The 22,391-nt window shown below is 50.2% G+C and carries 24 protein-coding genes; 1 reads left to right on the top strand and 23 read right to left on the bottom strand.

The genetic code is table 11. From position 1 onward, the window contains the following. Window positions 1-119: 119 nt before the first annotated feature. Window positions 120-1,217, bottom strand: coding sequence for a transglutaminase domain-containing protein (locus ABF463_RS05330; protein ID WP_415532525.1), 1,098 nt, complete (start codon window positions 1,215-1,217; stop codon window positions 120-122). Window positions 1,218-1,414: 197 nt separating this feature from the next. On the opposite strand from ABF463_RS05330, the gene ABF463_RS05325 reads away from it, so the two are divergent. After that, window positions 1,415-1,666 (top strand): hypothetical protein, encoded by a 252-nt coding sequence (locus ABF463_RS05325; protein WP_415532524.1) that lies wholly within the window; start codon window positions 1,415-1,417, stop codon window positions 1,664-1,666. Between the two features lie 48 nt (window positions 1,667-1,714). On the opposite strand, the gene ribF is transcribed toward ABF463_RS05325, so the two are convergent. The 22 genes from ribF to rpmH all read right to left on the bottom strand — a co-directional run bounded on the left by ribF (window position 1,715) and on the right by rpmH (window position 22,053). After that, window positions 1,715-2,662, bottom strand: coding sequence for a riboflavin biosynthesis protein RibF (gene ribF, locus ABF463_RS05320; protein ID WP_415532523.1), 948 nt, complete (start codon window positions 2,660-2,662; stop codon window positions 1,715-1,717). Then, on the bottom strand, window positions 2,640-3,563 hold the full coding sequence (truB, locus tag ABF463_RS05315) for a tRNA pseudouridine(55) synthase TruB (protein ID WP_415532528.1): 924 nt from the start codon (window positions 3,561-3,563) through the stop codon (window positions 2,640-2,642). The genes ribF and truB overlap by 23 nt, the downstream gene beginning before the upstream one ends. A gap of 4 nt (window positions 3,564-3,567) precedes the next feature. Then, the gene (locus tag ABF463_RS05310) at window positions 3,568-4,527 is read right to left on the bottom strand and encodes a DHH family phosphoesterase (protein WP_415532522.1); all 960 of its coding nucleotides are present in this window, start codon (window positions 4,525-4,527) and stop codon (window positions 3,568-3,570) included. Continuing rightward, window positions 4,514-4,870 carry a 30S ribosome-binding factor RbfA gene (rbfA, locus tag ABF463_RS05305; protein WP_415532521.1) on the bottom strand — a complete coding sequence of 119 codons (357 nt, stop codon included), beginning with the start codon at window positions 4,868-4,870 and terminating at the stop codon, window positions 4,514-4,516. Before rbfA ends, ABF463_RS05310 begins: the two co-directional genes overlap by 14 nt. Before the next feature lie 71 nt (window positions 4,871-4,941). Further along, on the bottom strand, window positions 4,942-7,428 hold the full coding sequence (infB, locus tag ABF463_RS05300) for a translation initiation factor IF-2 (RefSeq protein ID WP_415532520.1): 2,487 nt from the start codon (window positions 7,426-7,428) through the stop codon (window positions 4,942-4,944). Further along, window positions 7,373-7,756, bottom strand: coding sequence for a L7Ae/L30e/S12e/Gadd45 family ribosomal protein (locus ABF463_RS05295; RefSeq protein ID WP_415532519.1), 384 nt, complete (start codon window positions 7,754-7,756; stop codon window positions 7,373-7,375). Before ABF463_RS05295 ends, infB begins: the two co-directional genes overlap by 56 nt. Beyond that, entirely contained in the window at window positions 7,746-8,015 is a 270-nt protein-coding gene (rnpM, locus tag ABF463_RS05290) for an RNase P modulator RnpM (RefSeq protein ID WP_415532518.1), read from the bottom strand. The genes ABF463_RS05295 and rnpM overlap by 11 nt, the downstream gene beginning before the upstream one ends. 56 nt (window positions 8,016-8,071) lie before the next feature. Next, window positions 8,072-9,190, bottom strand: coding sequence for a transcription termination factor NusA (gene nusA, locus ABF463_RS05285; protein WP_415532517.1), 1,119 nt, complete (start codon window positions 9,188-9,190; stop codon window positions 8,072-8,074). After that, complete coding sequence (gene rimP, locus ABF463_RS05280; RefSeq protein ID WP_415532516.1) at window positions 9,187-9,684, bottom strand: ribosome maturation factor RimP; 498 nt, start codon at window positions 9,682-9,684, stop codon at window positions 9,187-9,189. The genes nusA and rimP overlap by 4 nt, the downstream gene beginning before the upstream one ends. Window positions 9,685-9,875: 191 nt before the next feature. Next, entirely contained in the window at window positions 9,876-10,628 is a 753-nt protein-coding gene (locus ABF463_RS05275) for an acyl-[acyl-carrier-protein] thioesterase (protein ID WP_415532515.1), read from the bottom strand. Between the two features lie 92 nt (window positions 10,629-10,720). Beyond that, window positions 10,721-12,004 carry a serine--tRNA ligase gene (serS, locus tag ABF463_RS05270; protein ID WP_415532514.1) on the bottom strand — a complete coding sequence of 428 codons (1,284 nt, stop codon included), beginning with the start codon at window positions 12,002-12,004 and terminating at the stop codon, window positions 10,721-10,723. A 152-nt stretch (window positions 12,005-12,156) separates the two neighbouring features. After that, window positions 12,157-12,996 carry a ParB/RepB/Spo0J family partition protein gene (locus ABF463_RS05265; protein WP_415532513.1) on the bottom strand — a complete coding sequence of 280 codons (840 nt, stop codon included), beginning with the start codon at window positions 12,994-12,996 and terminating at the stop codon, window positions 12,157-12,159. Next, on the bottom strand, window positions 12,996-13,775 hold the full coding sequence (locus ABF463_RS05260; RefSeq protein WP_415532512.1) for a ParA family protein: 780 nt from the start codon (window positions 13,773-13,775) through the stop codon (window positions 12,996-12,998). The genes ABF463_RS05265 and ABF463_RS05260 overlap by 1 nt, the downstream gene beginning before the upstream one ends. A 330-nt stretch (window positions 13,776-14,105) precedes the next feature. Next, on the bottom strand, window positions 14,106-14,918 hold the full coding sequence (locus tag ABF463_RS05255) for a ParB/RepB/Spo0J family partition protein (RefSeq protein WP_415532511.1): 813 nt from the start codon (window positions 14,916-14,918) through the stop codon (window positions 14,106-14,108). A gap of 201 nt (window positions 14,919-15,119) precedes the next feature. Continuing rightward, on the bottom strand, window positions 15,120-15,833 hold the full coding sequence (gene rsmG / locus ABF463_RS05250) for a 16S rRNA (guanine(527)-N(7))-methyltransferase RsmG (protein ID WP_415532510.1): 714 nt from the start codon (window positions 15,831-15,833) through the stop codon (window positions 15,120-15,122). Window positions 15,834-15,873: 40 nt separating this feature from the next. Beyond that, window positions 15,874-17,748, bottom strand: coding sequence for a tRNA uridine-5-carboxymethylaminomethyl(34) synthesis enzyme MnmG (mnmG, locus tag ABF463_RS05245; RefSeq protein WP_415532509.1), 1,875 nt, complete (start codon window positions 17,746-17,748; stop codon window positions 15,874-15,876). 32 nt (window positions 17,749-17,780) lie between these two features. Beyond that, the gene (mnmE, locus tag ABF463_RS05240) at window positions 17,781-19,148 is read right to left on the bottom strand and encodes a tRNA uridine-5-carboxymethylaminomethyl(34) synthesis GTPase MnmE (protein ID WP_415532508.1); all 1,368 of its coding nucleotides are present in this window, start codon (window positions 19,146-19,148) and stop codon (window positions 17,781-17,783) included. Between the two features lie 155 nt (window positions 19,149-19,303). Further along, a complete protein-coding gene (jag, locus tag ABF463_RS05235) occupies window positions 19,304-19,948 on the bottom strand; it encodes an RNA-binding cell elongation regulator Jag/EloR (RefSeq protein WP_415532507.1) in 645 nt (214 codons plus the stop codon). A 28-nt stretch (window positions 19,949-19,976) separates the two neighbouring features. Further along, entirely contained in the window at window positions 19,977-21,209 is a 1,233-nt protein-coding gene (gene yidC / locus ABF463_RS05230; protein WP_415532506.1) for a membrane protein insertase YidC, read from the bottom strand. A gap of 20 nt (window positions 21,210-21,229) precedes the next feature. Further along, window positions 21,230-21,475 (bottom strand): membrane protein insertion efficiency factor YidD, encoded by a 246-nt coding sequence (yidD, locus tag ABF463_RS05225; protein WP_415532505.1) that lies wholly within the window; start codon window positions 21,473-21,475, stop codon window positions 21,230-21,232. Next, the gene (gene rnpA / locus ABF463_RS05220; RefSeq protein WP_415532504.1) at window positions 21,472-21,852 is read right to left on the bottom strand and encodes a ribonuclease P protein component; all 381 of its coding nucleotides are present in this window, start codon (window positions 21,850-21,852) and stop codon (window positions 21,472-21,474) included. The genes yidD and rnpA overlap by 4 nt, the downstream gene beginning before the upstream one ends. Window positions 21,853-21,918: 66 nt before the next feature. Beyond that, window positions 21,919-22,053: a 50S ribosomal protein L34 gene (rpmH, locus tag ABF463_RS05215; RefSeq protein ID WP_415532503.1), complete on the bottom strand. Its 135-nt coding sequence runs from the start codon at window positions 22,051-22,053 to the stop codon at window positions 21,919-21,921. Window positions 22,054-22,391 lie beyond the last annotated feature (338 nt).

The following is a 22,391-nucleotide window of genomic DNA, read 5'->3' as shown; positions in this document are numbered from 1 at the left end:
CGAAGAGTGCCTATCTATAATATCAAATGCTGCGCTTCATGTCAATCCTTTTTTGCAAATATCTTTCGAAAAATGCATATGCTATGCGTTCATGAGCAGTATTCCCCAAAATCAGATCATTATCCCAGGGTGGGCATGACCGCATAATTCTCAGAATGCGAAGAAAAAGGCGCAGTGCTATCGAATACGCCCAGCACGTGGTCCGCTTTTGAAATGAAATTGAAATAACGGTAACTTTTCTTCTCTACTTGCACATATTTGCCCGCGGAATTCTGATAGACCGGATCATCAAAGGTCGCATCAACCTGATACCACTTGCCTACATAGACCATGTTCCATGCGTGTGGGCCGGATTCTCCTCCACTGGATGCCGTGCCCGTAACATAGAGGGAATGTAAGCCCGCGCTGTCCAAAAGCAGTTTCATGGCCTTGGCATATCCCTCGCAAACAGCGGAACCGTCCACTAGGGCGCCATAGGCGGTAAAAGCCTGCGGATAGGCGGACGTATTGCTTGCGGCAGCAATGTTGTATGCACACGCCTCCACCAACGCGTCGTGCAGTACCAATTCCTTTTTGACCATGTCGGTTTTGGTGTCAGCCTGCGCAAGAATCGGCAGCACGGCGGCCCGCAGCTTCCCGCGCATGGCCGCCACAGTCCCCGTATCATATGAATAAGAAAAGGAAATTGTAAAATGCCGCAGACCATTTCCCCCAGCCCCGATGTACGACATTGATGTCCCGCTCAAATAAAACACCTCGGGATGATCGGCAATCACGTACTGCACGACCTTTTGCATGGCTGTAGGAGAAAGCGCGCTGTTCACGGGTACCTTGGTCTGCACGCCCACCAGCCCGGCCTGAATCTGATCATAGGCCGCTCGTTCGCCTGTGTTGAGCAATGTACGGCCGTATGTGTACACTTTAAGGCCCTGCATCCCTGTCTCCGCAAAATCCTCCGAAGGCGCTGCCGTCGTCTGCGCAGGCGCCGTATCCTGCGACGGTGCCGAAACGATTCCCTGCGTCGTCGGGATTGGTTGCCCGCTTGTAACGGTATTCTTCCAGCTGCTCGCCACATTTCCGGCTGCCGACTGTAAACCGGATAGACCTGTTTGCAGCAGCGACTGCATCGTATACGGTTGCTTGAAACAAACCACGGCGTACAGCATCACCCCCAGCATGGAAAAAGCATATATCCATTTTACAATCTTTCGCATCATATCCTCCATGGGAACACCAACTGTCACTCTTCGGGGATAGCACCCCATCCGGCAGAAACCATCTGCCTATCGGTATAACAGTTTTCGCAAATCAAAGCAAGAGGTAAACAATTCCTCCCATTTCCAGATTGCGCAATTGTATCGGCTGGGCGCATAGAAACATATTATGTCAACAGACCAGTTGGGGGTGAATCTCCATGCATTGTCCAGATGGCATGAGCGGCACACAATATGTCGCGCTGGTAGCCGCGCTCTCCTCCCTGCTGTCTGAAAACCTGAATGCAACGGAGACGCTGATTCTGTCTGATCTGCTCAACAATGTCAGCAATCAACTGCTCATTATTGCGGCGTTCAAAGAGGCAGAAGAGGATCGGCAACGCAAAAACGGACAGCAAAACACGCTGGCGAACAATTTATTGGATGCCTCCATTATCAACAGCCTTACATAAATAAGAGACTCGCTTTCGTTTTCAGAAAACTCAAACGGGTCACGTTAATTATGGAAGGTTGTTCTTTTTTAGATAGGAATAAGGCACAGGCCGATTTTTCAAAAGCCAGTTTTTGGCTTGGACAATGTCCTGCTCCATCTGCGTTTTTAGTGCGTCAATACTGTCAAACCGCTTTTCCGGGCGCAGAAAGGTATGAAGAGCCACCTCCATCCAACGGCCATAAAGGTCTCCATCAAAATCAAACAGAAAGGTTTCACACAGAATATCATCGGAGCCTACCGTGGGTTTTACGCCTACGCTGGCGACCGCGTCCCGCCACTCTCCGTCCAACCGAACCGACGCGGCGTATACTCCAAAACGCGGGCAGACATGTTCCTCCGGGATACGTTGGTTGATGGTGGGCGTCCCCAGCGTGCGCCCTAATTGTCTGCCATGAATCACTGGGAACTCCAGTGTGAACGGCCTCCCGAGCAGGGTGGCGGTATCCTCCATTCGTCCCTCGGCAATCAGCTTCCGAATGCGCGTGGAGCTGACCGGCCCTGCCGCATCACAAATCGGCGGTATGCGCACCGCAGTAAACCCGTACCGTTTTCCGAGGCTGTCCAAGACATCCGGTCCGGCTTTTCCGCCCTCTCCAAAGCGATAATTAAATCCGCAAAACGCATACCGAATATGAAACGGGAGCAATACTTTTTGTATAAACTCCTCCGGAGATAACGACTGAACCTTTCTAAAATCCAGATAGATCAGGTAATCAATTCCCAGATCCTCAAAAATTCGCTCTCTCTGCCGGTCGGTTGTGATATCCGGTGCGCGACGATTTTTTAAAACCAAAGCGGGATGTTCCGTAAAGGTAATTAGCGCGGTTCGCAGACCCGTTTCCCGTGCGGCGCGAATCACGGCGGCATGTCCAATATGCACTCCATCAAACATCCCAAGAATCACCGCTAACGGTTCCCGTATGTCCAGCGCCTTATCCGCATGGTATATTTCCATTGCCCTCACCCCCAGCAAAAACACATTTGACCCGCAGCATTCCTTGCCCCTGGTCAATCTCTCCCAAACCCAAAAAAGAGCTGTCCGGTGCATGTACACGACACAGACCGGAACTGGGCGCTCCCTCCACCCGTTCCAATGAGAGAAAGCCCCCGTTGCAAAACCGAGTCACCTGTTTTGGTGTGATAGTAATTCCATTTAGTATATCAAACGGATGCTGTACGTCTAGTACTATGTCTTGAAGCATTCCTGCCCGCGCAATCTGTTCCACTTCTTCAATAGAGCGAGCCTGCGCAATGGAGAACCCTGCGGCGGCGGTGCGCTGAAGTGCCGTCATGGTCGCGCCACAGCCCAATGACGCTCCGATATCCTCCACCAATGTGCGGATATAGGTTCCGCTTGAGCAGGAAACGGATAACGCATACTCGCCTGCTTCCGTTGGCACATCCAGCAATGTAAGCGCATAAATCGTCACGGGCCGGGCTTCCCGCTCTACCACCTCACCGCGTCTTGCCAATTCATACAGTCTCTCCCCGTTTTTGTGTACCGCCGAATACATGGGCGGAACCTGCAAGATGGCGCCGGTAAACGCAGGCAGGGCGCGCTCCACTTCCGACCGCCCTGCGCATACCGGCCGGGTCTCCAGCACTTTGCCGGTACAGTCGCCGGTATCGGTGCGCACACCAAGGCGCATACGGGCAATATACGTTTTATCGTTGCATGGCAAAAGCCCGATGGCACGGGTCGCCCGCCCCAAGAACAGGGGCAGCACACCGGTTGCCATCGGGTCAAGTGTGCCGGCATGACCCACTTTACGCACATGGGTTATCCCGCGCACACGCGCCACCGCGCCAAAGGACGTAATCCCCGCGGGTTTATTCAAAATTAAAATCCCGTCCATCACGTTACAGAGCCTTTTCCGCCGCATTGATAATCGCTGTTTTCACTTCTGCGAGAGTTCCTGTTATTTTGCACCCGGCCGCCGCCACATGACCACCGCCACCAAAATGGGCACAGATAGCCGAAGCGTTCACGCCGTTGTTTGTCCGCACAGAAAGTTTGTAAACGCCACCCTCTTTTTCACGGATGACTACGCCGACTAGCACGCCCTCCACCCGCACGGGCAGAGAAGCAAAACCCTCCATGTCCGTTTCTGCCGCGCCGGTTTTCGCACGCATATCACGCGAAATCACAATCAACGCCACGCGCGCGTCCAGATAAAACTCTAGCGTCTGCAACGCCAACATCTCCACAGCCAAGCGCTGGCGGCTAACGGTTTCAAACAGCCGCTTGTTGATTGCGGCTGCGTGCGCGCCCCGTTCTATCATGTCAGCCGCTAAACGCAGTGTTTTGGCGCTGGTATTGCTGTATCGAAAACATCCGGTATCGGTTGCCATGCCCGTATAAATACAATCTGCAATTTCGGTAGAGATTTCTACTCCAAGTTCTTTAAGCAGCTCCGCCACAATCTCGCATGTGGAGGATGCGGTAGGGACAAGCAGCACCTGCTTCGCATACAGCGTATTAGACGGATGGTGATCAATGCAAAGCGCCACGTTGTCAGCATAAACAGAATTGGCTGTGCCCAACAGTTGGGTATCGGCAATATCGGCACTGACAATCACGCGCGGCTCAAACGCCGGTATTTCCGGGAGCACCAGATGGCTATAGCGTTCCGGGATCGGGTCAGAGCAGGAAACATAAGCACGCTTGCCCAACGCACGCAAACCGAGGCAAAGTGCATAGGTCGCGCCGATCGTGTCTCCGTCCGGCGAGGCGTGTGCAAGAATAAGATACTCATCCTCACGCAGCAAAAATGCGGAGGCTTGTGCGTGGGTTACCCCCCGCGATTCAGAGTTTCCCATGTTCTTCACCCTTTTTCATATGGTGCAACAAATCTGCGATATGAGCGCTATGTTCCATAGAGTCGTCCGCCACAAATCGCAGTTCGGGCGTTTTGCGGGCATCCAGGCGGGTGGAAAGCGTCTTGCGCGCAAACCCGGCAGCACTTTTCAGGCCCTCAACCGCCTGCGCGGCATCTCCGCCCACTGTGCTGACATACACTCTGGCATAGGACAAATCGTTAGATACTTCCACCCGCACGATGCTGACCAAGCCAGTAATACGCGGATCTTTCAAATTCCGCACGATGTCCGAAAGCTCCCGTTTGATGTCCTCTGTTAATCGATCCAACCGATGACTGGGCATACTTGTTCTACCTCTCTTTTGCCAGTAGGCCGACAAATCATTTGTCGGCCTACTGCACCCGCGCGAGTTATTTAATCGCGATATTCTTCCATAATAAAGGACTCAAAAATGTCGCCCTCTTTAATGTCGTTATATTTTTCAAGGCCAATACCGCATTCAAATCCCTGCTGTACTTCCTTTGCATCGTCTTTAAAGCGTTTGAGCGAGGAAATCTCGTCTTCCGTAATGACAATACCGTCACGTACCACTCGGATTTGTGAGCCGCGCGTCACTTTGCCTTCCAGCACGTAGCAACCGGCGATCGTCCCCACATTCGAAATCTTGTAGACCAACCGTACTTCCGCACGGCCGAGCTGCACCTCACGCACCTTCGGCGCAAGCATGCCCTTCATTGCAGCCTCGACTTCCGCAATGCAGTCATAGATTACGCGGTACATCCGCAGCTCCACGCCAGCCATGGCAGCGTTGTCGCGTGCGGCAGTTTCTGGACGCACATTGAAGCCAATCACCAACGCATTAAACGCTTCGGCAAGCTGCACATCCGATTCGTTGATGGCGCCCACGCCACTGTGAATAACTTTTAACTTGACTTCGTCATTGGAAAGTTTGAGGAGGGACTGCTTGAGTGCTTCGGCGGAACCCTGCACATCGGCTTTGACAATGACATTGAATTCCTTGATCTCGCCAAGCTGCATTTGGTCAAACAGATTATCAAGCGTCACTTTTTGGATGGCGCCAAACTGTTCTTCCTTCTCCTGCGTGCGGCGCTGTTCCACAAGTTCACGAGCCATGCGCTCATCCTGTACGCAGTGGAAGACATCGCCCGCCGCCGGCACTTCTGAGAGACCGGTGATCTCCACCGGTACAGACGGGCCCGCATCCTCCAGCTTATTTCCTTTTTCATCTGTCATCGCGCGCACATGCCCCACGGTCGTCCCCGCAATCAGCACATCGCCGGTATGAAGTGTACCATTCTGAACCAGAAGCGTGGCCACCGGCCCGCGCCCTTTATCCAGTTTGGCTTCGATGACAACGCCTGTGCCCGCGCGTTTCGGGTTGGCACGCAGATTTTTCATATCTGCGACCAACAGCACCATTTCAAGCAGCTTGTCGATGTTTTCATGCTTTTTAGCAGAAACCGGCACGCAGATCGTATCACCGCCCCATTCTTCCGGTACCAACCCGTATTCGGTCAGTCCCTGCATCACGCGCTGTGGGTCGGCGCCGGGTTTGTCGATTTTATTGATGGCTACAATGATGGATACTTCCGCCGCCTTGGCATGGTTGATAGCTTCAATCGTCTGCGGCATGATGCCGTCATCCGCCGCAACCACCAGAATAGCGATATCGGTCGCCTGCGCGCCGCGCGCACGCATGGAGGTAAACGCCGCATGGCCCGGCGTATCCAAAAAGGTCAGATACCGGCCCTGTAATTTGACGCGGTAAGCACCGATATGCTGGGTGATGCCGCCGGCCTCGCCGGTGGCCACATCACTGTGGCGGATCGCATCCAGCAAGGATGTTTTACCATGGTCGACATGCCCCATGACCACCACGACCGGACTGCGTACTTCCAGGTCTTCCTCTTTGTCTTCGCTGTCGTCGATGAGCTGTTCCTCAATCGTGACCACCACTTCGTGCTCGACTTTTGCACCGAACTCGATAGCGGCAAGCGCCGCGGTGTCATAATCGACGGTATCGGAAATTGCAGCCATCACGCCCAAAGCCATCAATTTTTTGATGAGATCCGCCGCAGTGACTTTCAGCCGCGCCGCCAATTCACCAACCGCAATCTCGTCCGGGATGCTCACTTTCAGCTGGGTTTTTTTGCTCTTTTCAAACACCAAGCGTTTCAGTTTTTCCGCTTCGGTTTCCCTCTTTGCATAATTGGGGCGACGGTTTGCCGAACGCTGATGCAGTTTCTGCTTGCGCTGAATATTGTCCTTTTTCGCGCGGTCCGGGGTAATTTCCTCATACCGCATATTGTATTTGTCAAGTTCGACCTGCGCACCACGTGTGTCCACATGCCGTACCGTGCGGTCGGCTGCGCTGGGACGCGGTCCGGCCGGCGCCGCCGCAGTAGGAGTCTGCTGCGCTTGTGGCGCGGGATGCTGTCCACCTGTCGGCGCACGCGACGGACGGTTTTGCTGTCCGCCGTGTGCCTGTTGGAATTGCTGCCCTGGACGGTTGTTCTGCGGGCGGTTTGGCTGTGTGCCAGACTGCGGGCGATTCCCCTGCTGCGGACGCGTGTTTGCGGGTGGCGTTTTTTCTGCCGTGCCGCTGCTTGCCGCTGCGCTGTTTTCCGCCACCGGAGTCTTTTGTTCGGCCGTTGGCTGTGCCTTCGCCGTCTCCGGTTTTTTCATATTAAAATACGTATCGAAATTGGCCACCTCCCCTTTTTGAGTATAATGCTCAAAAACCAAATTCAGTTCCTCTTCGGACAAAGCCGTCATATGTTTGTGCGGCTCATTATAATATTTTGAAAGAAAGTCGATCACATCTTTACTTGGCACACCCAGATCCTTGGCCACCTCGTGCACGCGGTATTTCATCATCATATTCGCCATCATCCTCCTGTTGCGCCGCTTTACATAGCTCCTTCATCCTTTTTGCAAAAGAGGCGTCGGTGATTGCCACTACCGCCGTATCTCCTCTGCCAATACATGCCCCCAGCCTTTGTTTATCCAGACCTGTTTGAAAACAGGGTGTCTTTGTCTCTTCGCAGGTACGCCGCACCGATTTTTCGGTGCGTGCGGAAGCGTCAGTGGAGAGAAGCACAATCAGTGCTTTGCCAAATACCACATCTTTGAGAACTGCGTCGGTTCCAAATGTCAATTTGCCCGCACGCCTTGCAAATCCCAGCAAACCCTGCAATTTATCCGTCATTTGCAAGCTCCTCTTCCAGTTTGGCAAAAACCGCTTCCGGTATTGCACTTTTAAAAGCACGTTCCAGCCGTCTGGATTTGCGCGCCTTTTTGAAACAATCTGCACTGTTGCAAAGGTATGCGCCACGCCCAGGCTTTTTTCCCGTAGCATCCAGTGAAATTTCGCCTTCTGCACTGCGCACCACACGTATCAGTTCCTTTTTGGGCCGCATCTGACCGCATCCCGTGCACATGCGCATGGGTACTTTTTTCGGCTGCATACCGTCCCTCCATTTTCGCAAAATCAAACAGTGACTTTGATGCCGCTATCGAAGAATTATTCTACATCTTCCGGTTCGGTTTCAGCTGCTTCAAAAGCAACGGCCATATTGGTCTGGCGGGACGCCATAGTTTCTTCATCCGCACCGCTTTCCGGCCGGATATCAATGCGCCAACCCGTCAATTTGGCCGCCAGACGTACATTCTGCCCACGGTTGCCAATCGCAAGCGAGAGCTGATCGTCGGGAACCACCACGCGGGCACGGCGCTCTTTTTCTTCCGTGGTCACATCCACCACAGTAGCAGGCGCAAGGGCAGCGGCAATATACTGTCCCATGTCCTGTGCGAACGGAATCAAATCAATCTTTTCGCCATGCAGTTCTTCCACAATATTGCCCACGCGGCTGCCTTTAGGCCCAATGCAGGAACCGATCGCATCTACATCCGGGTTTTTGGAGTCGACCGACACCTTCGTACGTGAACCCGGTTCGCGCGCAATGCCCATAATCTCCACTGTGCCGTCATAAATTTCCGGCACTTCAAGTTCAAACAAGCGGCGAATCATGCCCGGATGTGTACGGGAAACCAGCGTACGCACCCCTTTTTCTCCGTTTTTAACTTCCACCACATAAACTTTGACCATTTGCCCCTCGCGCAGCTGCTCGCCGGGAATCTGTTCGTTGGCGGGCATGACAGCCTCGGCACGCCCAATATCTAGATACGCGCTGCCGGTCAGACTGTCAACACGGGAAATATTGGCTGTTACCATCTCATGCTGGCGGGACATACTCTCATCTTTTATGATTTCGCGTTCTACTTCACGTATCCCCTGCCGGATCACGTGCTTGGCTGTCTGTGCGGCAATACGGCCAAATTTACGCGTGTCCAACTCGACATCCACTGTATCGCCAATCTCAACATGCGGATCAATCGCTTTGGCTTCCTCAAGATAGATTTCCATCTGCGGATTTTCCACGGCTTCACTCACGGTTTTACGCAATGCCACACGAAAGACCCGTTTTTGTGGATCCAAGTCCACAATGGTATTGTCTCCCGTTTTATAGTTGTGCTTGACGGCAATGGTGATCGCATTGGCAATCTTTTCGGCCAAATGTCCTTCTGGAATCCCTTTTTCTTTTTCCAAAGCCTCAAGTGCATCAAAAAATTCCGCGTTCATTCCGATTCATTCCCTCCTGTAATCCACTCGGCATCATCAACCGCCTTTACAAAAGCAGTCTGCGCCTTCTGTATCTGCATCTCGCCCTCCGGGGCTTCCAGTGTCAGCACACCATCGGTATATGCAGCCAAGGTACCTTCACATTCACGTCGTCCATCATCCAAAGGTCTGATGAAGCGTACGCGTATCTTTTTCCCAATAAACACTTGAAAATGCGTTTCTTTTTTCAAATCACGTTCAATACCCGGAGAAGAAACCTCCAGATAATATTGTTGGGCAATAATATCCGCATCATCCAGCGGCCCGTCGATCGCACGGCTGAACGCTTCGCAATCCTCGATGTTCACGCCGCCTTCTTTATCAATATAGATGCGCAGAAACCATGATGCGCCTTCTTTGACATATTCGATGTCCCAAACGGAAAGTGAAAGTGTCTCCGCAATGGGAAGCGCGATTTTTTCCACCTTGGAAACCACGTTTTTGCCAGCTGCCATCTTTTCTCCTTAGGGCCGCAACGTGTATACCACACAGGTTTTCTCTCGCCGCACATGCTACGGAAGCCGCCGCCCTTTAAACAAACGAAAGAGTGGGTTACCCCACTCTTTCACATTACCTTCTTACTATATTAGTATAGCCCTTTTTTCACAGAATTGCAAGCATTTCTTTTGCAGAACAACCCTGTTTATCAATCCGCCAGCGTCGCCGAGGCAACAAAGCAAGGGCGCTCATCCACCCTGCCCTCATATAGAACACAGTTGTCTTTGTGATGCGCACGGATGCCAATAGTTTCTTTCTCTTTTACCTCACCCAAAAAGTCAATATTAAATGAAGAAAATGCATGACCATCGAACCCATCCGGAAAAAAGTCACAGAGCATATCCACATAGACGGCATTATTGACATGGCCGTTTGAGTCGATATCGGAATACCGCGCGACACGTTTTCCCGCGCATCGGACACATGGCGCGACCGTGTGTTCACCAAACAACAACCCCGGGCGTTGCTTCTCCACAGGAACAGGCAGCGGATCGTTTGGCTTGACCGGCATAGCTTTCGAATCCGGAAAAACCGCAGGCCGCAGAATCCGATGAGAATCCGGGTTGGTCAGTACCCAATGCGATCCCAATTCCACACAGACCTCACCGTTCACTCTGATACGCAGGCCCCGCGTAAACTTAGCGCCCTCTAATCCACAAAACCATGTTTCCGCCTCCACGGTTTCCCCGTAAACAGGCAGCCTGTGAATACGGGCAGCTACCGCCACAAGCAAAAACACCATTTTATGTTCTTCACGCAATACAGTGTATCCCAGTCCCGCTTCCTCGAGCTGTCGGCCGGCCGCTTCCTGCAGCAGACGCAAAATCATCGAGTATTTCATTTTCCGGGTGGCGCCGATATCAAAAGAAGTCAGCCGAACCGGTAAAATATAGTTTTCCACGTTTTCCACCATTCTCTGTTGAAAACAGATTGCATCTGTCTTACACGCCGATTTTATCTGCTTCCAAATCTGTCAGCAGACCATCAAGTCTTTTATTTGACCGGCATTGGGATGACATCTACACCCATAAACCCGCGCAGCACATCCGGCACAGTAACCGAACCATCCTCATTCTGATAATTTTCAAGAATAGCGGCCACTGTGCGTCCGATTGCCACACCGGAACCATTGAGCGTGTGTACAAATCGGGTCTTATCCCGTGCGCCGTCTTTAAATCGGATGGAAGCGCGGCGTGCCTGATAATCCTCAAAATTAGAGCAGGAAGAAATCTCTACATATCTATTATATGATGGCATCCAAACTTCGATATCATAGGTCTTTGCACTGGAAAATCCAAGATCTCCCGCGCAAAGCGTGACCACTCGGTATGGCAGGCCCAATGCCTGCAACACCCGTTCTGCATCGCTCGTGAGCTTTTCCAGTTCTGCATATGAGTCCTCCGGGCGAACGAACTTAACCAGCTCTACCTTATTGAATTGGTGTTGACGAATCAACCCGCGCGTATCCCGTCCCGCCGAACCGGCCTCTTCCCGGAAACATGCGGAATAGGCGCAATATTTGATCGGCAGCTGCGCACCATCCAATATTTCATCGCGGTGGAAATTGGTGACCGGCACTTCAGCGGTAGGAATCAGAAACAAATCTTCTTTGTTTATATGGAACGCATCGTCCTCAAATTTCGGGAGCTGACCTGTGCCGGTCATAGATGCACGGTTTACCAGAAACGGCGGTAAAATCTCCGTATATCCATTGGCAGTGTGCGTGTTTAGAAAAAAATTGATGACAGCACGTTCCAACCGTGCGCCCAAGCCTTTATAAAAATGAAACCGTGCGCCGGTGACTTTCGCAGCCCGTTCCGGATCGAGAACACCCAGTTTTGCGCCGATATCCCAATGTGCCTGCGGCGCAAATTCAAATGTGCGCGGTGTCCCGACTTTCCGCTTTTCTTCATTTTCAGTGTCATCTTTTCCCGCTGGAACGCTCTCATGCGGCACGTTGGGAATTGCCAGCAGCATCTCGCGCAGGGCTTCTTCCGCCTCGCGCAATTTGGCATCGTTCGCCTTGATCTCATCCGATAGGTCTTTCATTCGTGCAAGCAATGCCTGTGCTTCTTCCTGCTTGCCTTCCTTTTTCAATGCGGGAATCTGTTTGCTGCTCTGGTTCTGCTCCGACTTCATTGCGTCGGTATTTGAAATCAAACTGCGCCGCAAATCATCAGCTTGCAGTACCGCATCAATGTCAATATTCTTATTCCGCTTTGCCATGCCCTTTTTGACCCGTTCGGGGTCGTTTCGTATTTCCTTGATATCCAACATGCCAGACACTTCCTGTTCTTCGTTTTCTAATTCCGTACCAATGCTATGATTTCCAAATTGTCCGGTAATCAGTATGGGCGAGGCGGACACCTGCCCTCATTACCCGACGGAATCGCTGCCTTTTTCTGAAACCAGATAAACCCCATGTGGGTCTATTCCCCGGCCAATCGCCTGACAAGTGCACGCAGGTCTTCTTCCCCATAATATTCCAGGGAGAGAATACCCTTGTTTTTACCTTCCGACACCTTGACTTTGCGCCCAAAAAGGTCGGTCAGGCTACGTTCTGTCTCTACGGCGAACACGCTGGGCAATGCCTGCTCCTGCTTTTCTTCCCTGCCATAGCGCTTGACTAGTTTCTCCAGGTCACGCACGGACAAATGTTTATCAACTGCCAATTCTGCCAATTCGCACTGTGCCTGTGCGTCATCTATTCCAAGTAACGTGCGTGCATGTCCTTGTGAGAGCCGCCCATCCTGCACCATGGCACGAATTTTGTCCGGCAAGCCAAGCAAACGCAAAGCGTTAGCAACCGCGGGACGTGATTTTCCAACCTGTGAAGACACTTCGTCTTGCGTGAGCCCATAGGTTTCCATCAACGCATGATACCCTTCAGCTTCCTCAATTGGGTTTAAATCCTCTCGTTGAAGATTTTCAATCAGCGCTACTTCCAGTACGGCGGTGTCATCCAGTTCACGGATGACGACCGGCGCCTCGGACAATCCCGCCATCCGAGCAGCCCGCCACCGGCGTTCTCCGGCAACCAGCTGATACGTGCCGGTACCCGGAATGGGCCGCACCACCAATGGCTGCAAAATGCCATGCTGCCGAATCGAATCTGCGAGTTGTGAAAGTGCTTCCGGTTCAAACTCTTTCCGTGGCTGGCCGGTATTCGGCTCAATCTCCGAAAGCCGCAGGCTGACCGGCGCGGACGTGTTCTCAGCCGCATTGTCCGCAAAAAGGGCATCCAGCCCTTTTCCAAGGCCCCGTTTCATTATGCAGTCCCCTTTTCCGCGTTTTGTTCTTCAATTTCCAACGCAAGATCGCGATAAGCCTGACTCCCGCGCGAATGCCCGTCATAGTATAAAACCGGCTGTCCAAAGCTTGGCGCTTCGGAGATGCGCACATTACGCGGCACGACTGTTTTGTAGACTTTTCGCGGAAAAAATTTCTTGATTTCCTGTACCACTTGCACGGTTAGGTTCAATCTTCCGTCAAACATTGTAAGCAGCACCCCTTCAATCTCAATAGAAGGATTATAAAGCCGCTTGACCATCCGCACGGTGGCAATCAATTGCGAAAGGCCCTCCAATGCGTAATATTCACACTGTGCGGGAATTAGCAGTGTATCCGACGCATTCAGCGCATTCAATGTAATCAAACCCAACGAGGGCGGACAATCAATCAACATATAATCATATGCTTCTCTTATCGGCAAGAGCGCGCGTTTGAGCATTCCTTCCCGATGGTCGGCATCTACCAGTTCAATCTCCGCCCCTGCCAATGTGATGTTTGCCGGCAAGATATCCACGTTTTGAAACAGCGTATGTACCAGCACTTCCTCTGCCGTGGCTTGTCCAATCAAAATATCATATGTGCTTTTTTGCAGGCCTCTTTTATTCACACCCATACCGCTGGATGCATTCCCCTGTGGGTCGATATCAATTAATAAGACACGCTGTCCCAATTCGCCCAATGCCGCCGCCAAATTCACGGCTGTTGTGGTTTTTCCAACGCCGCCTTTTTGATTGGCAATCGAAATCACCTTACCCACATTGCTTCCCCCTGATTGGTTTTTGTCCGTTTTGAGAATCTTTATTTCCGGTGATTCTTTCAACATTCGACATGCCCGCTTTCATGGATCTCTGCCTGACCTGTCGGTTCATCCTGTTTCCGTTCATATCTTCTATCATATATGTTATTATACCATGCCCCGCGTTCAAAAAAAAGGGCATATCCGTGATTTCACCGCAATGTTTCACGTGAAACATATTAAAACCCGCTCCAGTAAGCGTACAGCTACCGGAACGGGTTTTATAAAAAGCATTTTCTGCAAGCAGTTATCTTGCCTCAATGAAGTATCTACATTCTAATGCGTTTAAGTTCATGCACTTTTTTGTTTGCTCTTTGGAATACGAACCACATATTCAATATAATCGCCATATTCATGCTGACTGGTTTCCGCCTCAATACCCGAACGTCGCATGATATTAACCGCATTCGATATGGTATTGAAAAACAACCGTACGTCCTTGATCAATGGTACTGACCGCCCAATTGGTTGTGATTGTGTGGGGGAAATCATTTCCTCTATCAAGCGATCAGTTTCCGCCACATTCATTTTCCCATTGATGATTCGCTGCAAAGCCGTCGCCTGCAACGTTGTGGGTAATCGCAGCAAAGCACGCGCATGGCGTTCCATCAGTCCCTTTTCCATAATGATATCGCGCACTTCCGGTGTAAGCTGAAGCAAGCGCACTTTATTGGCGATGGTAGACTGGCTTTTTCCAAGTTTTGCAGCGACCTGCTCCTGTGTCAATCCCACCGTTTCCACCAACCGTGCAATGCCCTCTGCCTCTTCAAAAAAATGAAGATCTTGCCTTTGCAAGTTTTCCAGCAATGCGAACACGGCAGACTCCTGTATAGTCGCATCTAACACAATGCAGGGCGCACTTTTTTGGCCGGTCAAACGCAGTGCACGTAATCGTCGTTCTCCGGCCACCAGTTCATACAACCCGTTGCCAATGTTTCGCACACTCAGCGGCTGCAAGACACCATTCTCCTGTATGCTTTCGGCCAATCCATCCAGTGCCTGTTCATCAAAGACACGCCGGGGTTGCCAAGGGCTGGGACGAATCTGAACAATTGGAATTTCAATCACACGCATCGTCTTTTCTTTTGTCGCAATTCCAAACATAGAATATGGCACATCCTTTCAAGCAGATCTGCCCACATACCAATCTGTATGGAGCTTGTCCGATTTCCACAAGAAAAGTATAACATATCCTGTATTATATTTCCATATATTTCCCAATAAATCGTTCGACACTTTCCGGCGTGTTTTTTCCACAAAGCTATTTACATCTGTGGAAAACATCCGTTCATTGCACTTTTTTGTCTATAACGGCCGCTTTTTCATTATTCCTGATGAACGTGGATATGCGACGGGTGTATTTGCAGTCTTTATAATTTCCACCAGTGTGCGAGAAAAAGCGGTGGCTGGCAATGTAAAAGTAGAAATGTGTGCAATTTTTCCACCCAGCACATGGATTGCTTTTTGAGCTTCATGTGCTTCCGTTTCACCATCCGGGCCTTTCATCGCAACAAATCGTCCGCCAATTTTTACAAACGGCAGGCAATATTCGCACAACATTCGCAGATTTGATACCGCCCGTGCTGTCACATAGTCGAATGTTTCACGCAAAGTGCCTTGTCTCCCTGCCTCCTCCGCACGTGCGTGCAGGCAGTTCACCTCTTGCAGATGCAGTGTTTCTGCCAACATTGTCAAAAAATGCACCCGTTTTTGCGTACCATCCATACATGTCAAATGCAGATCCGGGCGTGCAATCTTCAAAACTATTCCAGGAAATCCTGCCCCACTGCCCACGTCTAAAATAGCCGCACCCTGTTCAGGCGGTGCAAAATGGAGGAGGGACAGTGAATCCAGATAATGCTTAACTGCAATCTCCTTTGGGTCGATAATAGCCGTCAAGTTGATTTTCTCATTCCATTCCAGGAGCAGCTGTGTATACATTTCTAATTGCTTAATTTGTTCCTCGTGCAGCTCTATATTCCAATTGCTTTCCTTTAAATACTCGCTAAAGTCCGCCATGTTTTCCTCCATGTTTCACGTGAAACATCATACAATACGGTTACCCTCTATTTTTCTGCTCCAGATAAATCAGCAAAACAGAAATGTCCGCCGGACTGACTCCAGAAATACGCGACGCCTGTGCAATGTTGACCGGCCGAACAGCCTCAAGTTTTCCCATTGCTTCCAAGCGTAAACCAGTCACCGCGTGATAATCCGTATCAGATGGTAAGGCGCGTTGTTCTAAACGATGCATTTGTGCAATGGCCGCATTCTCCCGTTTAATATATCCTTCATATTTAATGGAGATTTCAACCTGCTCCCGCACCATATCCGGCAAGGAAGGACGCGTTGAATCAAATGCCGCCAACGCATCATAATGGACTTGCGGCCGACGCAGCAAATCTGCTAATTTTACCCCTGTTGCAACCGGTGCGGTTCCCACCTGTTCCAAATACGCATTCAGTGTTTTCTCTGGCGGCAAAACCGCTTGTTCCGCACGCTGTCGCTCCACTTTAATCATATCCTGTTTTTTCTGAAATTTCGCAAACCGTTCTTCAGAAATCAATCCGATACGATATCCAATCGGTGTAAGCCTCGCGTCTGCATTATCCTGCCGCAATACCAAACGATACTCCGCACGTGAAGTCATCATGCGATAGGGTTCGTTCGTACCCTTCGTAACAAGATCATCAATCAGTGTACCAATATAGGCTTGTGACCGTGAAAGAAGCATTGGTTCTTCGCCCTTGATTTTTAGAGCCGCATTAATGCCTGCTACCAACCCTTGCGCTGCAGCCTCCTCATAGCCGGATGTCCCATTAAACTGCCCCGCTCCATAAAGTCCGCAAATAGATTTTGTTTCGAGCAGTGGCGTCAAAGCCAGCGGATCTATACAGTCGTACTCGATCGCATAGGCCGTGCGCATCATACGAATCTGTTCAAATCCTTTGATTGTGCGCAAAAACTGTATCTGCACTTCCTCCGGCAAGGAGGAAGAAAGCCCGCCAAGATACATCTCCTCCGTATCTCTACCCAACGGTTCAATGAAAATCTGATGACGGCTTTTATCAGCAAAACGCACCACTTTATCTTCTATACTTGGACAATACCGTGGACCTACCCCCTCGATTCGTCCGGCATAAAGCGGAGACCTGTTCAAATTTTCCCGAATGATGCGGTGGGTTTCTTCGTTTGTATATGCAATGTGGCAGGTTGCTGCATTTTCTCCCGGATGCTCAGTTTCAAATGAAAACGGTATAACCGGATCATCGCCGGACTGGGCCTCCAGCGTAGAGAAATCGATACTTGTGCGTTTCACCCGGGCAGGTGTTCCAGTTTTGAAACGCAAAAGCGGCAGATTGAGCCGCTGTAGACATTCTGTGAGCAAAGATGGACCAAACATGCCGTCCGGCCCGCTTGCATATGAGACTTCCCCGATATGCACCCGCCCGCGCAAATAAGTGCCTGTGGCAATGATCGCCGCTTTCACCAAAAAGACCGCACCCAAACGTGTAACAACTGCACAGACTTTCCCATTTTTTACATGAACCTCCACCACTTCCGCTTGTTTAACGTCTAATAACGGAGTGGTCTCCAGCACCTGTTTCATTCGTGCATGATACGCACGGCGGTCGCACTGCATTCGCAAAGAATGTACAGCCGGGCCTTTGCCGCGGTTAAGCATCCGGCTTTGCAGAAATGTATCATCGGCAGCACGACCCATCTCACCGCCAAGCGCATCAATTTCACGCACCAAATGTCCCTTCGCCGTTCCACCAATGGATGGATTGCACGGCATATTTGCCACCGCATCCAGATTTAAAGTGAACAAAATAGTGGATATGCCAAGCCGTGCAGAAGCCAGTGCCGCCTCAACCCCCGCATGTCCTGCGCCAATTACTGCCACCCCATATGCACCCGCATTGTATTCCACAATTGATCTCCCACCTGTTGAAAATTTTCAATTTATTTTCCCACACAAAATTGTGCAAACACTTTTTCAATTACTGCTTCAGAGGCCTGTTCACCGGTCAATTCCGCCAATGCACCCGATGCAGCTTGCAGTTCCACCGACAACACATCCAACGTGAATCCTGCCGAAAGCGCCTTCTGACATTCTGCAATGGCCGCCTTTGCACGCACCACACAATCCAATTGCCGCGCATTTGCCAGCATTGCCGCACGCGGATCAAAGTTATCCAATTGCAGAGCTGCACGTACTCCCGATTCCAATTGGTCCAATCCGGTTCCATGTGCCGCTGAAAGTGATAGAACTGAAGAAAACGCTGCACGCACACGATTCCCATCACAACGCTGTGGAAGGTCTGCTTTGGTCAAAATTGCAAGCACGCGTTTGCCACGCAGCATGGAAAACAACGCTTCATCCTCTGCATCCAGCGGACGTGAGCCATCAAATAAAGCAAAAATCAACGCGGCATGGTTCAACTTTTCCTTTGCGCGTGCTACCCCAATCTGTTCTACGACATCCTCTGTTTCGCGCAAGCCGGCAGTATCAAACAACCGCAGTGTTGCCCCTGCGAACCATACACTTTCCTCCACAATATCACGAGTGGTTCCCGCCACCGGCGTGACAATGCTGCGCTCTTCGCCGAGCATCAAGTTCATTAAAGTAGACTTTCCCACATTTGGCTTCCCGACAATTGCAACAGCAACTCCGTCACGGATTACTTTTCCAGATTCATAGCGGTCGCATAACGCGGTCAATCTATCTTGCGCTTCTTCAAGTCGCGGCACAACCGCTTCCGGTGTCAATGCTGGAATATCATCATCCGGGTAATCAAAATAAGCCGCCAACTCAGCGGAAATCTGATAAAGTATCCCTTTGATTTCCTGCACTCGATAAAACAGGGCGCCCTCATGCTGTGCCAGTGCAGCTCGCGCGGCATCCTCATTTTGTGCGCCAATCAACTGCATCACGGCTTCCGCTTCTGTTAAATCCATGCGTCCATGTAAAAAAGCGCGTTTTGTAAACTCTCCCGGATCTGCCATCCGTGCGCCCGCCTGAAAAACGGCCGCTAACACTCTACGCAGCACAGTCTCCCCACCATGACAGGAAAACTCCACCACATCCTCACCGGTATAACTTTTCGGTGTTTTAAAAACCAAGGCAATGGCTTCATCAATCACGCCACCTGCATCGAGTACCTTTCCATATGATGCAGTATAACCCGACATCTCAGCCAGAAGCTTTCCGGACTCTGCCCGAAAAACAGTTTGCGCGACAGCAAAAGCGCCCTCCCCCGAAATCCGTATGACGCCAATCCCGCCCGTTCCCTGTGGTGTAGCGATTGCCGCAATGGGTTCATATTGCATTAATGTGTCCTCCTTTCACCAAAAAAATAAAATAGAAAAGCCGCCCCGCTCTGCGCGCCGGATAAAATGACAAGCCACCTTGCATTTTATCGTCGGCAACCGCATCTCGGAACAGCCGGTGATCTAAAATGAATAACGAATATTCAAAGCATACATTACGACGTGTGCTTACGCTGTTTTTCCACACCTATAACAACCCGGCGGTTTGGCTCGGCTCCAACCGACCAACTCGCAGCACCATTTACCTCTTGAACTGCCGTATGAATGATGCGGCGTTCATACGGATTCATGGGCTCCAGAGTGGTCGTACGTCTTGTTTTAACAGCGCCAATCGCCAACCTCTTTGCCAAAGCAAACAGTGTTTTTTCACGTTTTTTTCGGTAATCGCCGGTATCCAGTGAAATTCGCTTAAATGATTCCTCACCGCGGTTTGCCGCCAGTGACGTTAAATATTGCAATGCATCCAGTGTTTCTCCGCGATGCCCGATGACAAGACCAAGATTCTCGCCACGAATTTCCAAATCAATATCGCTGCCATCAACTTTGCCGTCCAACACATATTGCTGAATGTTCATTCGGTCTAAGATGCCAGCAAGATAATTTTTTGCGCGTTCTTCAACCGTCAATTCAATCGTCGCGCGCACTTTTGCTTCGGAGGCGCCAAGCAAACCCAATAATCGCTTTGACGGTAATTGGAGAACTTCAACTTGGATTCTGTCCCGTTCTGCGCCAAGCTGCTCACATGCCGCACGGATAGCGTCTTCAACGGTTCGTCCTGTGGCAACTGCTTCCCGCTTCATTTGCCGACACCTCCTCACATTTTAGTATTTACCTGCGCCGCTTTTTCTTTTTCTTCGCTGGATTCGTGTTGACATGCGCTGGATTCTGTTCACGAAGCTTTTCTTCAAGTTTTTCTTTTTCCCTCGCAATTGCCAGACGTTTGCGGTTTTCCTCCATCATTTTCTTGTTGGAGATTTTTTCATCCACATCAATTTCTTCTGGTTTTTCATCCTCAAGCTCGTCCGATTTATCCATGTCCGCTGTTTCGGATGTGGTTTCATCTTCACCGTTTTCACGCAGCTTGGCGGCCAAACGTTCTTCTCTCTCCCTCATGGAAGCAATCCGCTCCCGTTTTTTCTGGAGAGATTTCTTTTCATAAATTTCCGCCAACTCTTTTGGATTGTAAAACTTATTAAGCAAAATAACCTGCGCAAGCATGATCAAATTACCTGTAATCCAGTACATTCCTACGCCAGCCGGCACCGAAAAGGAAATCCACGCGGAAAACAACGGCATGATAATCATCATCCCTGTGTTCATTCCACCGGTTCCCGGCGCATCGGCGGCGAGATTGTTTTGCTTGTTGATGCGGGTGCTAAGCCAAACTTGCACAAACGTAGACACATAGCACAAAACTGGAATTAGTAAATAAATGGTAAACCGCCAGCCAGGTATCACGGAAAGATCCAAACCAAAAAAGTTAAAATCCAACATAAGCATATGGCTGGGCAAAAACGAAAGTTTATCCATATGATGCGGTATTGCTTTTGCCGCATAGATTTCCACTTCACGGTTAGAAAGTGCTTGAGAAGCCGAACTCATTTTTCCAAAAATACTAGAATAACTCGATTGCAAAACTGGAAACAAATCATAAATGACACGGTTTTTCGTTTCTTCACTCAGCTGTACGATATACCGCAGCGGATGATAGATTACATTATATAAACCATACAGAATCGGCAACTGTACCAGGAGCGGCAAGCACCCACCCATTGGGTTGGCGCCCTCCTCCTGATATAGCTTCATCTGTTCTTCATTCAATTTTTGTTTATCTTTACCGTGCTTTTGCTGAAGTGCTTTCAACTTAGGCTGCAACCGCACTGTGTTGGCCATGGTTTTTTGCTGTTTGATTGCAAGAGGCACCAACACCAATCGAACAATCAATGTGAATAAAATGATTGCCAATCCATAGTTATTGGTAAGCTGATAACAAAATCGCAGCACAAAACCGAGAGGAATATTGATGATATCAAAGATATTAGTAAAACTGATTGCTGCCATGGCAACCTCCAAGCAGAGCATTACAGCCTTTTATACGTTCCACGCCAAGAGAAATGTTCGGGTACGGGGTCTATTCCGCCTTTACAAAATGGATGACAACGCAAAATACGCCGCACTGCAAGATAACCGCCGCGCAGCGCGCCAAACCGTTCAATCGCCTGCGCGGCATATCGGGAACAAGTGGGATAGTATCGACAGGAAGGCGGTGTAAGCGGTGAAATAAAATATTGATAGAAACGGATGAGACCCAACAACAACCACTTCATTTTTTCATAATGCCCGCACTTTTAAACATGCCGCCCATAATTCTGGAAACATCGCCCATCTTACAGGAAGGCGTACGCGAACGAGCAACAAATACCACATCCCACCCGGATTTTACCGCAGGGCCAAGTTGGCGGTAAGCCTCCCGGATGATTCTTCTGGCACGATTGCGCGCGACCGCTTTTCCTATTTTTTTGCTAGTGGTGATTCCAACACGGTTATGTCCGAGTCTGTTGCGCGCGTAATACAACACAAGGCATGGATGTACCATATTACGCCCTCTGTGATAAAGACGACGAAAATCCCGATTTTCCGTCAGCGATATGGTCTTTTGTATCAATCCGTCTCGCCCCTGTCCGTCCACCACTGACTTTTCCATTGACCTATTCCATTTTTGACTATCCGATTTTCATAAAAGAAAGACCACCGGAAAGTGGCCTTCGTGTCAATAGGACAGCATCTTTCTGCCTTTTGCACGGCGCTTAGCAAGCACTTTGCGTCCGTTGCTGGTAGACATCCGATTACGAAAACCATGTTTCCGTTTTCTATGAATTTTTTTCGGCTGATACGTTCTTAACATAATCCTCCGCCTTTCTACATGAGCCTTATCCCCGATATTATACAGTATTGGCGCAAGGCCTGTCAACAATTATTTGTCTCCCGGAAAAATCCTCCATAAAATCGCATGCCTTTTATATATGAAAGAATGAAAATCGTATCCGATAGGTCTATTGATTTTCCCCCGGCATTTATGGTATCATAAATAAAATGCATCCTGTTCTGCACGTTCTCCTCAATATAAACGTGTGCATACCATAAAACAAGTTGTTTGCCCCCCGGGCCAAACCCCGGGCCAAAACCCCCGCCTGGCGGTTTTTTTGATTTTTATTTGGGCCGGGGGGGGGGGGGCGGGGGGTT

Source organism: Ethanoligenens sp., from assembly GCF_047718355.1.
GTDB lineage: Bacteria > Bacillota > Clostridia > Oscillospirales > Ethanoligenentaceae > Ethanoligenens.
The sequence above is the reverse complement of the archived record's forward strand: the minus strand, read 5'-3'. Positions and strand labels throughout refer to the sequence as shown.

What these genes read in the sequence shown, in the direction of transcription:
- ABF463_RS05330 (WP_415532525.1), bottom strand. Translation starts at nt 1,217, where the DNA reads ATGATGCGAAAGATTGTAAAATGGATATATGCTTTTTCCATGCTGGGG.
- ABF463_RS05325 (WP_415532524.1), top strand. Translation starts at nt 1,415, where the DNA reads ATGCATTGTCCAGATGGCATGAGCGGCACACAATATGTCGCGCTGGTA.
- ribF (WP_415532523.1), bottom strand. Translation starts at nt 2,662, where the DNA reads ATGGAAATATACCATGCGGATAAGGCGCTGGACATACGGGAACCGTTA.
- truB (WP_415532528.1), bottom strand. Translation starts at nt 3,563, where the DNA reads ATGGACGGGATTTTAATTTTGAATAAACCCGCGGGGATTACGTCCTTT.
- ABF463_RS05310 (WP_415532522.1), bottom strand. Translation starts at nt 4,527, where the DNA reads ATGGGAAACTCTGAATCGCGGGGGGTAACCCACGCACAAGCCTCCGCA.
- rbfA (WP_415532521.1), bottom strand. Translation starts at nt 4,870, where the DNA reads ATGCCCAGTCATCGGTTGGATCGATTAACAGAGGACATCAAACGGGAG.
- infB (WP_415532520.1), bottom strand. Translation starts at nt 7,428, where the DNA reads ATGATGATGAAATACCGCGTGCACGAGGTGGCCAAGGATCTGGGTGTG.
- ABF463_RS05295 (WP_415532519.1), bottom strand. Translation starts at nt 7,756, where the DNA reads ATGACGGATAAATTGCAGGGTTTGCTGGGATTTGCAAGGCGTGCGGGC.
- rnpM (WP_415532518.1), bottom strand. Translation starts at nt 8,015, where the DNA reads ATGCAGCCGAAAAAAGTACCCATGCGCATGTGCACGGGATGCGGTCAG.
- nusA (WP_415532517.1), bottom strand. Translation starts at nt 9,190, where the DNA reads ATGAACGCGGAATTTTTTGATGCACTTGAGGCTTTGGAAAAAGAAAAA.
- rimP (WP_415532516.1), bottom strand. Translation starts at nt 9,684, where the DNA reads ATGGCAGCTGGCAAAAACGTGGTTTCCAAGGTGGAAAAAATCGCGCTT.
- serS (WP_415532514.1), bottom strand. Translation starts at nt 12,004, where the DNA reads ATGTTGGATATCAAGGAAATACGAAACGACCCCGAACGGGTCAAAAAG.
- ABF463_RS05265 (WP_415532513.1), bottom strand. Translation starts at nt 12,996, where the DNA reads ATGAAACGGGGCCTTGGAAAAGGGCTGGATGCCCTTTTTGCGGACAAT.
- ABF463_RS05255 (WP_415532511.1), bottom strand. Translation starts at nt 14,918, where the DNA reads ATGTTTGGAATTGCGACAAAAGAAAAGACGATGCGTGTGATTGAAATT.
- rsmG (WP_415532510.1), bottom strand. Translation starts at nt 15,833, where the DNA reads ATGGCGGACTTTAGCGAGTATTTAAAGGAAAGCAATTGGAATATAGAG.
- mnmE (WP_415532508.1), bottom strand. Translation starts at nt 19,148, where the DNA reads ATGCAATATGAACCCATTGCGGCAATCGCTACACCACAGGGAACGGGC.
- jag (WP_415532507.1), bottom strand. Translation starts at nt 19,948, where the DNA reads ATGAAGCGGGAAGCAGTTGCCACAGGACGAACCGTTGAAGACGCTATC.
- yidC (WP_415532506.1), bottom strand. Translation starts at nt 21,209, where the DNA reads ATGGCAGCAATCAGTTTTACTAATATCTTTGATATCATCAATATTCCT.
- yidD (WP_415532505.1), bottom strand. Translation starts at nt 21,475, where the DNA reads ATGAAGTGGTTGTTGTTGGGTCTCATCCGTTTCTATCAATATTTTATT.
- rnpA (WP_415532504.1), bottom strand. Translation starts at nt 21,852, where the DNA reads ATGGAAAAGTCAGTGGTGGACGGACAGGGGCGAGACGGATTGATACAA.
- rpmH (WP_415532503.1), bottom strand. Translation starts at nt 22,053, where the DNA reads ATGTTAAGAACGTATCAGCCGAAAAAAATTCATAGAAAACGGAAACAT.